Origin of the sequence: Streptomyces sp. NPDC005423, assembly GCF_040606415.1 — a bacterium.
Classification (GTDB): domain Bacteria; phylum Actinomycetota; class Actinomycetes; order Streptomycetales; family Streptomycetaceae; genus Streptomyces.
Window position 1 is genome coordinate 109,656 of the sequence record NZ_JBEXET010000024.1, and the last position, 11,761, is coordinate 121,416.

General features: G+C 70.3%; 7 protein-coding genes and 3 pseudogenes. 8 read left to right on the forward strand and 2 right to left on the reverse strand.

The window, feature by feature from the left end; translation table 11 throughout:
• Positions 1-19 precede the first annotated feature (19 nt).
• Complete coding sequence (locus ABZT12_RS24225; RefSeq protein WP_356388208.1) at positions 20-2,410, reverse strand: excinuclease ABC subunit UvrA; 2,391 nt, start codon at positions 2,408-2,410, stop codon at positions 20-22.
• Positions 2,411-2,738: 328 nt separating this feature from the next.
• Between ABZT12_RS24225 and ABZT12_RS24230 the strand changes: the two genes are divergently transcribed.
• On the forward strand, positions 2,739-3,992 hold the full coding sequence (locus ABZT12_RS24230; protein WP_356388210.1) for an Ig-like domain-containing protein: 1,254 nt from the start codon (positions 2,739-2,741) through the stop codon (positions 3,990-3,992).
• 288 nt (positions 3,993-4,280) lie between these two features.
• Positions 4,281-5,678, forward strand: a complete 1,398-nt coding sequence (locus ABZT12_RS24235; protein WP_356388212.1) for a glycoside hydrolase family 16 protein — start codon at positions 4,281-4,283, stop codon at positions 5,676-5,678.
• 178 nt (positions 5,679-5,856) lie between these two features.
• Here ABZT12_RS24235 and ABZT12_RS24240 read toward each other — a convergent pair whose 3' ends face one another.
• Positions 5,857-6,756, reverse strand: coding sequence for an AraC family transcriptional regulator (locus tag ABZT12_RS24240; RefSeq protein ID WP_356388214.1), 900 nt, complete (start codon positions 6,754-6,756; stop codon positions 5,857-5,859).
• A gap of 151 nt (positions 6,757-6,907) precedes the next feature.
• Between ABZT12_RS24240 and ABZT12_RS24245 the strand changes: the two are divergent.
• The 6 genes and pseudogenes from ABZT12_RS24245 to ABZT12_RS24270 form a co-directional block, all read left to right on the forward strand.
• Positions 6,908-7,111, forward strand: a pseudogene (locus tag ABZT12_RS24245) (hypothetical protein); the annotation flags it as partial.
• 66 nt (positions 7,112-7,177) lie between these two features.
• Positions 7,178-7,589 (forward strand): annotated as a pseudogene (locus ABZT12_RS24250) (transketolase C-terminal domain-containing protein); the annotation flags it as partial.
• Positions 7,590-7,608: 19 nt separating this feature from the next.
• Complete coding sequence (gene tal / locus ABZT12_RS24255; protein ID WP_356388216.1) at positions 7,609-8,754, forward strand: transaldolase; 1,146 nt, start codon at positions 7,609-7,611, stop codon at positions 8,752-8,754.
• Positions 8,751-10,322 carry a glucose-6-phosphate dehydrogenase gene (gene zwf / locus ABZT12_RS24260; protein ID WP_356388218.1) on the forward strand — a complete coding sequence of 524 codons (1,572 nt, stop codon included), beginning with the start codon at positions 8,751-8,753 and terminating at the stop codon, positions 10,320-10,322. Before tal ends, zwf begins: the two co-directional genes overlap by 4 nt.
• Positions 10,319-11,254 carry a glucose-6-phosphate dehydrogenase assembly protein OpcA gene (gene opcA, locus ABZT12_RS24265; RefSeq protein ID WP_356388220.1) on the forward strand — a complete coding sequence of 312 codons (936 nt, stop codon included), beginning with the start codon at positions 10,319-10,321 and terminating at the stop codon, positions 11,252-11,254. The genes zwf and opcA overlap by 4 nt, the downstream gene beginning before the upstream one ends.
• Positions 11,247-11,761, forward strand: a pseudogene (locus ABZT12_RS24270) (glucose-6-phosphate isomerase); the annotation flags it as partial. The gene opcA and the pseudogene ABZT12_RS24270, both read left to right, overlap by 8 nt.

Genomic DNA, 11,761 nt, shown 5'->3' on the forward strand with positions numbered 1-11,761 from the left:
GTGGCGGGCGGAGGGTCGCTCACGCACCCACGTACGCCGCGAGGTGCTTCCCGGTGAGGGTCGACCGGTCCGCGACGAGGTCGGCGGGGGTGCCTTCGAAGACGACGCGACCGCCGTCGTGGCCGGCGCCCGGGCCGAGGTCGATGATCCAGTCGGCGTGGGCCATGACCGCCTGGTGGTGCTCGACGACGATCACCGACTTCCCGGAGTCCACGAGGCGGTCGAGGAGGCCGAGGAGTTGTTCGACGTCGGCGAGGTGGAGGCCGGCGGTCGGTTCGTCGAGCACGTAGACACCGCCCTTGCCGGCCATGTGCGCGGCCAGCTTGAGGCGTTGGCGTTCGCCGCCGGAGAGGGTGGTGAGCGGCTGGCCGAGGCTGAGGTAGCCGAGTCCGACGTCGGAGAGGCGGCCGAGGACGGCGTGCGCCGCCGGGGTCCGCGCCTCACCCGCACCGAAGAACTCCAGCGCCTCGGTCACCGACATCGCGAGCACCTCGCTGATGTCACGACCGCCGAGGTGGTGGTCGAGGACCGCCGCCTGGAACCGTTTCCCCTCGCACTCCTCGCACGTCGTGGCGACCCCGGCCATCATCGCGAGGTCGGTGTAGACGACGCCCGCGCCGTTGCAGTGGGGGCAGGCACCCTCCGAATTGGCGCTGAACAGGGCCGGCTTGACGCCGTTGGCCTTGGCGAACGCCTTGCGGATCGGCTCCAGGAGCCCGGTGTACGTCGCCGGATTGCTCCGGCGCGAGCCCTTGATCGCGCCCTGGCCGACCGAGACGACGCCCTCGCCGGCCGGGATCGACCCGTGCACCAGCGAGCTCTTGCCGGAACCGGCGACACCGGTGACGACGACGAGGACCCCCAGCGGCACGTCCACATCGACGTCGCGCAGGTTGTGCTCCGTGGCGCCGCGGATCTCCAGGGTGCCGGTGGGCTCACGCACCGTCTCCTTGAGGACCGCCCGGTCGTCGAAGTGGCGGCCGGTGACGGTACCGGCGGCGCGCAGGCCGTCCACGGTGCCCTCGAAACAGACGGTGCCGCCGGCCGTACCCGCGCCGGGGCCGAGGTCGACGACGTGGTCGGCGATCACGATCGTCTCCGGCTTGTGCTCCACGACGAGCACGGTGTTGCCCTTGTCGCGGAGCTGGAGCAGCAGGCCGTTCATGCGCTGGATGTCGTGCGGGTGCAGGCCGATGGTGGGCTCGTCGAAGACGTAGGTGACGTCGGTGAGCGAGGAGCCGAGGTGGCGGATCATCCTGGTGCGCTGCGCCTCGCCGCCGGACAGGGTGCCCGCGGGCCGGTCGAGCGAGAGGTAGCCGAGGCCGATCCCGACGAACGAGTCGAGGGTGTGCCGAAGCGTCGCGAGCAGCGGCGCCACCGTCGGTTCGGCCAACTTCCCGACCCAGTCGGCGAGATCGCTGATCTGCATCGCGCAGGCGTCGGCGATGCCGATCCCCTCGATCTTCGACGACCGGGCGCCCTCGTTCAGCCGGGTGCCGTCGCACTCGGGACAGGTGGTGAAGGTGACGGCGCGGTCCACGAACGCCCGGATGTGCGGCTGCATGCCCTCCCGGTCCTTGGCGAGCATCGACTTCTGGATGCGGACCAGGAGACCCTCGTACGTCATGTTGATGCCCGCGATCTTCATGCGGGTGGGCTCGTGGTGCAGGAAGTCCCGCAACTCCCGCTCCGTGTACGCCCGGATCGGCTTGTCGGGGTCGACGAGGCCCGACTCGCTGTAGAGGCGGTGGTTCCAGCCGCCCGGCTGGTAACCGGGGACGGTGAGCGCTCCCTCGCCGAGCGACTTGGAGTCGTCGTAGAGCTGGGTGAGGTCGAGGTCGGAGACGGTGCCGCGGCCCTCGCAGCGCGGGCACATGCCGCCGGTGACGCTGAAGCTGCGCTGTTCCCGCACGGTCTGCCCGGCGCGTCGCAGGGTGACCGCGCCGGCTCCGCTGATCGAGGCGACGTTGAAGGAGAACGCCTTGGGCGACCCTATGCGGGGCGTGCCGAGCCGGCTGAAGAGGATGCGCAGCAGGGCGTTGGCGTCGGTGGCGGTGCCGACGGTGGAGCGGGGGTCGGCGCCCATCCGCTGCTGGTCGACGATGATCGCGGTGGTCAGTCCGTCGAGTACGTCGACCTCCGGCCGGGCCAGCGTGGGCATGAAGCCCTGGACGAAGGTGCTGTACGTCTCGTTGATCAGCCGTTGCGACTCGGCGGCGATGGTGTCGAAGACCAGTGAGCTCTTGCCCGAGCCGGAGACGCCGGTGAACACCGTCAGCCGGCGCTTGGGGATCTCGATGCTGACGTCCTTGAGGTTGTTCTCGCGGGCGCCGTGCACGCGGATCAGATCGTGGCTGTCGGCCGCGTGCGGCGCGGACGCCCGGGGATCCGTCCTCGTGACCTTGCTCATCGTCTCTCCCTCTGTCGGGCGGGCCGCCCGCACGGTCTCCGTCGGCGGTCCCCGGCACGGTCCGGCCGGGCACCGCCCTGACCGCCACGCTAGCGGCAGCCCGGTGCCGCCCGCTTCTCCGATCCTGACCGCCCGGTTCTTCTTCCGGTTCTTCTCGCGACTCTTCTCGCGGTTCTCTTCTTCTTTCAGTTCTTCCTCACCGGAATCTCAGGCACGGGCCGTGGGATTCAAAGATTCAGCCCAGGCGGGTGACGCAGGATGCGGAGGCACTGGTGATCTCGTCGCGCACGGCCAGCGGCGTGCGCGACCTGGCGGAGGAAGGCCTGCCGTGAGCGTCGAGCACATACCCAACCGGTCCGAGCGCATATCGGAGAGGTGGTCCCGGCGCGGGGTCCTCACCGTGCTCGGCGTGGCACCGGCCGCGATCCTGACCGGGTGCGGCGGCTCGGCGGGCGCGACGGAGAGTTCCGCGAGCGCCGGTGGCGGCGGTGCCACGGCGGGGAAGACAGCGAAGACGGCGCAGACGGCGACCGTCACCGTGACGCCCGCCGACGGCACGAAGAAGGCCGACTTCGGCGCCCCGGTCGAGGTCGGCGTCAGCGACGGCACGCTCGCCTCCGTCAAGGTCACCGGGAACGACGGCTCCTCCCTGACCGGTTCCCTCAACGACGCCGGGACCAAGTGGACGTCGGCCGCGCACCCGTACTCGGGCACCAAGTACACGGTCGTGGCCCAGGTGCGGGGTGCGGCCACGACGACCACGACCTTCACCACCAGGTCGCCGGGCGAGACCTTCGTCGGCTACTTCACGCCCGAGGCGGGCTCCACCTCCGGTGTCGGCATGCCGGTGTCGATCAACTTCACGCACGCGGTCAAGGACCGGGCCGCCGTCCAGAAGGCGATCACGGTCACCGCGGAGCCCGCCGTCGAGGTGGTCGGCCACTGGTTCAGCGACACCCGGCTCGACTTCCGGCCGGAGACGTACTGGGCGGCCGGCACGAAGATCACGCTGAGCCTGCGGCTGAAGGACGTCGAGGGCACGGACGGTGTCTACGGTGTCCAGTCGAAGGACGTCACCTTCCACATCGGCCGCGCGCAGATCTCCACGGTCGACCTCTCCAGCAAGGAGATGGTGGTCGAGCGGGACGGCCGGACCCTCGCCACCTACCCGGTCAGCGGCGGCAACGCCCAGCACACCACCTGGTCCGGGATCATGGTGATCTCCGAGCGGTTCAAGCAGACCCGCATGGAGTCCTCCACGGTCGGGCTGGGCGACGAGTACGACATCTCGGACGTCCCGCACGCCCAGCGGCTGACCACCTCCGGCACCTTCGTGCACGGCAACTACTGGGCGTCCACAGCGGTGTTCGGACACCAGAACACCAGCCACGGCTGCGTCGGCCTGCACGACGCCAAGGGCGCCGACGACACCTCCGTGGCGGGCTACAAGTTCTACGACAGCTCGATGCTCGGCGACGTGGTCGTGGTGAAGAACTCGGGCGAGAAGACCGTGGAGGCGTCCAACGGCCTCAATGGCTGGAACCTGTCCTGGGCGACCTGGAAGGCGGGCAGCGCCGTCTAGTGCGGTGACCGGGAAGGTTCACCGGCTCGCGAGGCCCGCAAACCCTCCCGGCCACAGCACCAGCGCGGTGACCGCCACGGGCAGCGGCCGGGCCTGCGGGAACCTCGCGGGAAATTCCCGTTTCCTCTCTTTCATCACCTGAACTCGCTTGTAGCGAAAGGGGTTTGACGGCTTCACCTCTTGACGCCCGGAGTGGCTGAGAGCACATTGACCGCGCAGCCCCTGCGTGAGAGCGCTCTCAAGCAGGTATCTCCCCGCACCCCCACTCCGTACCCGAGAGGCACCCCCATGAGTGTTACCTCCGGCACGTCGCGCAGACCACGCCCGCTGCGGCGGGTCCTGATCGCCCTCGTCAGCACGCTCGGTCTGGCAGCGGCGGCCACCACGGCCGCCACCCTGCCGGCCGACGCCTCCGCCCCCACTCCGCCGGCCGGCTGGTCGCAGGTCTTCGCGGACGACTTCAACGGCGCCGCGGGCTCCGGCGTCTCCACCACCAACTGGCAGTACGACAGCGGGACTTCGTATCCCGGCGGGGCCGCCAACTGGGGCACGGGCGAGGTCGAGTCGATGACCTCGTCGACCAGTAACGTGGCGCTCGACGGCAACGGCAACCTGCTGATCACCCCGCGCCGGGACGCCGCCGGCAACTGGACCTCGGGCCGGATCGAGACCAACCGCACCGACTTCCAGCCGCCGGCCGGCGGGAAGCTGCGCGTCGAGGCCCGGATCCAGCTGCCCAACGTCACGGGAGCGGCGGCCAAGGGCTACTGGCCCGCGTTCTGGATGCTGGGCGCGCCGTACCGGGGCAACTACCAGAACTGGCCGGGCGTCGGCGAGTTGGACATCATGGAGAACGTCCAGGGCCTGAACAACGACTGGTCCACCGTGCACTGCGGCACCAGCCCGGGCGGGCCGTGCAACGAGACGACCGGCATCGGTGGCAGCACCGCGTGCACCGGCACCACGTGCCAGGCGGGCTTCCACACCTACGCCATGGAGTGGGACCGCTCGACGAGCCCCCAGGAGATCCGCTACTACCTCGACGGCGTCAACTTCGAGACGGTGAAGGCCAGTCAGGTCGACGCGACGACCTGGGCCAACGCCACCAACCACGGCTTCTTCATCATCCTGAACGTGGCGATGGGCGGCGGCTTCCCGGCGGCGTTCGGCGGCGGCCCCGACAGCGGCACCGACCCCGGCCACCCGATGACGGTCGACTACGTCCAGGTCCTCCAGTCCACGGGGGGCACCACCACGCCTCCGCCGACCGGCAACCGGGACGCCTACAGCGCCGTCCAGGCGGAGTCGTACGACAGCCAGTCCGGCACCATCGCGGAGACCACCACGGACACCGGCGGCGGCCAGGACATCGGCTCGCTGGCCAACGGCGACTGGGCGCTCTACAAGGGCGTCAACTTCGGCTCCACGGCGGCCACCCAGTTCTACGGCCGGGTCGCCAGCGGGGCGGCGAGCGGGGTGAGCGGTCTGGTCCAGGTGCGGCTCGACAGTCCCACCGCCACGCCGGTCGGCAGCTTCTCGGTGGGCAACACCGGGGGCTGGCAGTCGTGGAAGACGGTCCCGGCCAACATCAGTTCCGTCACCGGTACCCACGACGTCTACCTCACCTTCGACAGCGGGCAGTCGGCGGACTTCGTGAACGTCAACTGGTTCGACTTCGGCCACTGACGACCGCGCTCCCCCACGGGAGGAAAGGGGCTCCACGCGCGCGTGGAGCCCCTTTCCTCGTGTCGTGCCGCCCGCTTGTCGTGGCCGCGCGCAGGCCGTCGAGCCGAGGAAGAGGGAGGGGAGGGGGACCTCCCTTTCCGGCCGGTCCCCCTCCCCCTCCCCCTTCCGGGTGCCGCCGTCAGCGCAGTTCCGCGCGGAACGCCGCCGGTGTCAGGTCCGTGTGCTGCTGGAAGAACTTGGAGAAGTTCGCCGCGTCCGGGAAACCGACGGCCGCGCCGACCCGTCCGATCGGCAGGTCGGTGTGGGCGAGGAGCCGTTTCGCCTCCAGGACGACCCGTCTGTCGATGAAACCCTTGGGTGTCTGCCCGGTGGCGGCGCGCACCGCGCGCACGAGGGTGCGCCGGGAGTAACCGAGCGCGTCGGCGTAGGCGCTGACGCTGTGGTTGGTGGCGAAGTCCTTCTCGACGGCGTCCCGGAAGAGCGTGAACGTCGTGTCGGACCGGCGCGCGGCCTCCTCCGCCGAACTCGCCGCGAGGTGCCCCAGGCGCAGCAGGAACGCCGTCAGGCAGTGCCGCAGGACGGCGGTGCGCAGGCTCAGCGGCAGGGTGGCCGTGTCCTCGTACTCGCGCCGCACCTGCTCAAGTGCCGCCCGCAGCGCGGCGAGGCGCGGCTCGCCGGGGTGGAGCAGGGGCGGCAGGTCGTAGCGGTAGAGGCCGGTCGCCTCGACGGTGGCGCGGGGCAGGAAGCCCGGCTGCATGGTGAGGACGGTGCCGCGGTACTCGTCGCCGCCGGCGAAGCGGTGCACCTGGCCGGGCCGGATCCACAGCACGTCACCGGCGTGCGCCTCGTACTCGGCGAAGTCGATCATGTGCCGGACGGGCCCCGCGGAGAAGAGCATGACGACATGGAAGTCGATGCGGTGGACGCGGTGCAGCGGGGCGTCGGCGTGCCAGGTGCGGCCGCCGCCCATCGGGCCGACCTGCATCCCGACGCCGGCGACGCTCAGATCGACGGGGAAGGGAAACGTCCTGATCACCTGGCCGTCACCCGCGCCGCCTTGGATGGTTCTGTCCGCCATGTCCTTCTCGTACCGCCTCGACGTCGTGCCGCACTGCCGCTGGGTGTCCCACTTTCACCACAGGCTGGCACACCGGCACCTTTCCCCGTAAAAGTCAGACTTTTAAGCTTGAACATGTCAGAGCGGTTCCGCCCCTTCCACCGAGGACTTCTTGAAGACGAGCGCGTACACCACCGACCGCTTCGAGTGGACCGACCTCGACCGCCGGGCCGTCGACACGGCACGTCCGCTCGCGGCGGACGCGGTGCGGAGGGCCGGGAGCGGCCACCCGGGCACCGCGAGGAGCCTGGCCCCGGTCGCGTACACGAGCGTTCAGAAGGTGATGCGGCACGACCCCGCGGATCCGGAGTGGACGGTCCGGGCCCGGACCGAGACCGGGCACCCCCCGATCACCGCGCTCCGCACGGTCATCGCCTGGCCCGCCCCGAACGCCCGCGGCGGTCACGCGCTGGAGGACTCCTCCACCGCCACCCCCGACGTGCTGATCGTCGCGACCGGCTCCGAGGTCCGGCCGGCCGTGGCCGCACGGGAACGGTTGGAGGCGGAGGGCGTGGGCACCCGTGTGGTGTCCATGCCGTCCGTGGAGTGGTTTCGAGGAGCAGCCGCGCGTGTACCGCGAGAGTGTGCTTCCACCGGCCGTGAAGGCACGCGTTGCGGTGGAGGCCGGAACCAGTCTGACGTGGTACCGGTTCACAGGTGACGCACGCCGCGTCGTCTCCCCCGAACACTTCGGCGCCTCCGCCGACGCAAGGACCCTGCTCGCCCGGTACGGCTTCACCGCCGACGACGTCGCCGCGGCGGCCAGGGAATCCCTCGCCGCCTCGCGCGGTTGATCCCACCGCCAGAAAGAAGATGATCGAAGTGACCGAAGCGACCGCCACCGCGGGAGCACTCAAGCGCCTCGCCGACGAGGGCGTCTCCGTCTGGCTGGACGACCTGTCGCGCGGGCGGATCACCTCCGGCAACCTCGCCGAACTCGTCGAGAACCGGAACGTGGTCGGTGTCACCACCAACCCGTCGATCTTCCAGGCCGCCATCGGTTCCGGTGAGGGCTACGAGGAGCAGCTCGCCGAGCTGGCCGTACGGGGTGTCACGGTCGACGAGGCCGTCCGGATGATGACGACCGCCGACGTACGGGCCGCAGCCGATGTACTGCATTCCGTATACACCGCCACGGAAGGCCAGGACGGCCGGGTCTCCATCGAGGTCGACCCGCGGCTCGCCCACGAGACGGCGGCGACGATCGCCGAGGCCAAGCAGCTCGCCTGGCTGGTCGACCGGCCCAACGTGATGATCAAGATCCCGGCGACGAAGGCCGGTCTCCCGGCGATCACCGAGGTCATCGGCCTCGGTATCAGCGTCAACGTCACGCTGATCTTCTCGCTGGAGCGCTACCGCGCGGTCATGGACGCCTACCTCGCCGGCCTGGAGAAGGCGCGGGCGCGCGGTCTGGACCTGTCCCGGATCCACTCCGTGGCCTCGTTCTTCGTCTCCCGCGTCGACACCGAGATCGACAAGCGCCTCACCGCCCTCGGCACCGACGAGGCCCTCGCCCTCAAGGGCCGCGCCGCGCTCGCCAACGCGCGGCTCGCCTACCAGGCGTACGAGTCCCTCTTCGCCGGTGACCGCTGGACCGCTCTCGCCGGCGCCCACGCCAACAGGCAGCGCCCGCTGTGGGCCTCCACCGGCGTGAAGGACCCGACGTACAAGGACACCCTCTACGTCGACGAACTGGTCGCGCCCGGCACCGTCAACACGATGCCCGAGGCGACGCTGGACGCCGCCGCGGACCACGCCGACATCCACGGCGACTCGGTGACCGGCGGCTACGCCTCGGCGCGCGCCGACCTGGACGCCGTGGAGCGGCTGGGGATCTCCTACGACGAGGTCGTGGGACAGCTGGAGGACGAGGGCGTCGCCAAGTTCGCGGCGGCCTGGCAGGACCTGCTGGACACCGTCACCAAGTCACTGCGCACCAAGGGGGTCGACGGAGAATGAGCGAACAGGCACTGACCGTCGAGGAGTTGACCGACGCCCGTACGGACGACTGGGACAACCCGCTGCGGGACGCCCGCGACCGCCGGCTCCCGCGCATCGCGGGCCCGTCCGGCCTCGTCATCTTCGGGGTCACCGGCGACCTGTCCCGCAAGAAGCTGATGCCGGCCGTCTACGACCTGGCCAACCGGGGCCTGCTCCCGCCCGGCTTCTCCCTGGTCGGCTTCGCCCGCCGGGACTGGGAGGACCAGGACTTCGCGCAGGTGGTGCACGACTCGGTGCGCGAGCACGCCAGGACCGAGTTCCGCGAGGAGGTCTGGCAGCAGCTCGCCGAGGGCATGCGGTTCATCCCGGGCGACTTCGACGACGACACGGCGTTCAAGCAACTGCGCGCGGCGGTCGACGAGTTGGACACCTCCCGGGGCACCAGCGGCAACTACGCGTTCTATCTCTCGGTGCCGCCGAAGTTCTTCCCCAAGGTCGTCAAGCAGCTGAAGAAGCACGGTCTGGCGGACGGCCCCGAGGGTTCCTGGCGGCGCGCGGTCATCGAGAAGCCGTTCGGCCGCGACCTGAAGAGCGCGCGCGAGCTGAACAAGGTCGTGCACGAGGTGTTCGACCCGGACCAGGTGTTCCGGATCGACCACTACCTCGGCAAGGAGACCGTCCAGAACATCCTGGCGCTGCGCTTCGCCAACCAGATGTACGAGCCAATCTGGAACCGGTCCTTCGTCGACCACATCCAGATCACGATGGCCGAGGACATCGGCATCGGCGGCCGGGCCGGCTACTACGACGGCATCGGCTCGGCCCGTGACGTCATCCAGAACCACCTCCTCCAGCTGATGGCGCTCACCGCGATGGAGGAGCCGATCGCCTTCGACGAGGAGGCGCTGCTCACCGAGAAGCTCAAGGTGCTGAAGTCGGTGCGGCTGCCGCGCGAGCTGGGCGAGCACACGGTGTTCGGGCAGTACGCGGAGGGCTGGCAGGGCGGCGAGCGGGTGGTGGGCTACCTAGAGGAGGAGGGCATCGACCCCCAGTCGAAGACCGACACCTTCGCGGCCGTCAAGGTGGAGGTCGACAACCGTCGCTGGGCGGGCGTCCCCTTCTACCTGCGCACCGGCAAGCGGCTGGGCCGCCGGGTCACCGAGATCGCGGTCGTCTTCCAGCGCGCCCCGCACTCCCCCTTCGACTCCAACGCGACCGAGGAACTGGGCCAGAACGCGATCGTCATCCGCGTGCAGCCCGACGAGGGCATGACGGTCCGCTTCGGTTCGAAGGTCCCGGGCACGTCGATGGAGATCCGGGACGTCTCCATGGACTTCGCCTACGGCGAGTCGTTCACGGAGTCGAGTCCGGAGGCGTACGAGCGTCTCATTCTGGACGTACTGCTCGGCGACGCCAACCTGTTCCCCCGTCACCAGGAAGTGGAAGAGTCCTGGAAGATCCTCGACCCGATCGAGGAGTACTGGGCGACGCACGGCACACCCGCGCAGTACCCCTCGGGCAGCTGGGGCCCCGAGGAAGCCGACGAGATGCTCGCACGAGACGGACGGAGCTGGCGCAGGCCATGAAGATCGACCTGACCGACACCACGGCAAGCAAGATCAACAAGGCGTTGGTGCAGGGGCGCCGCGCCATCGGCACCCCTGCCGTGGGCATGGTCCTGACGATGGTCATCGTCACGGACGAGGAGAACGCCTACGACTCGATCAAGGCCGCCGAGGAGGCCTCGCACGAGCACCCCTCGCGCACCCTGGTCGTCATCAAGCGGCACGCCCGCACCCCCCGCGACCGCACCAACTCCCGCCTGGACGCCGAGGTCCGGGTGGGCGCCGACGCCGGTACCGGCGAGACGGTGGTGCTGCGGACCTACGGTGACGTCTCCGACCACGCCGACTCCGTGGTGCTGCCGCTGCTGCTGCCGGACGCGCCGGTCGTCGTGTGGTGGCCGGTGGGCGCCCCCGCCGTCCCCGCGAAGGACCCGCTGGGCGCGCTCGCGCAGCGCAGGATCACCGACATGTACGCCGTCGAGCAGCCGCTCGCCGCCCTGGCGGCGCGGGCCGCCTCGTACGCGCCCGGTGACACCGACCTCGCCTGGACCCGGCTGACCCCGTGGCGTTCGATGCTGGCCGCCGCCCTGGACCAGGCACGGGTGCCGATCACCTCCGCGGCCGTGGAGAGCGAGGCCGACAACCCCAGCGCCGAGCTGCTGGCCCGCTGGCTGGAGGCGCGGCTGAAGGTCGAGGTCGAGCGGGTCGTCACCGCGGGCCCGGTCGTCACCGCCGTACGGCTCGGCACGACCAACGGCGACATCGTCATCGACCGGCCCGACGGTCCCCTCGCCACGCTCTCGCTGCCCGGCCAGCCCTCGCGCACCCTCGCGCTGAAGGTCCGCTCCACCTCCGAACTGATCGCCGAGGAGCTGCGGCGCCTCGACGCCGACGAGATGTACGCCATCGCCCTGCGGGGCGAGGCCACCAAGGAGACCTCCCGAAATGCCTGACTCCCCCCAGCTCATCCGGCGGCCCGAGTGGACCGCCCTGGAGGACCACCGCGCGGGCCAACTCAACCCGCAGCTGCGCGAGTTGTTCGCCACGGACCCGGGGCGCGCCGAACGGTACGTGGTGGAGGTCGGTGATCTGCGCATCGACTACTCCAAGCACCTGATCACCGACGAGACACTGGCCCTCCTGCGCGAACTGGCCGTGGCGACGGATGTGTTCGGGCTGCGGGACGCGATGTTCCGCGGTGAGCGGATCAACACCACCGAGGACCGTGCGGTGCTGCACACGGCGTTGCGTGCGCCGCGGGACGCGGTGGTGGAGGTGGACGGGGAGAACGTCGTCCCGGCGGTGCACGCGGTGCTGGAGAAGATGGCCGGCTTCGCGCAGCGGGTGCGTTCGGGCGAGTGGAGGGGCCATACCGGCAGGCGGATCCGGAACGTCGTCAACATCGGTATCGGCGGCTCGGATCTGGGTCCGGCGATGGCGTACGAGGCGCTGCGGGCGTT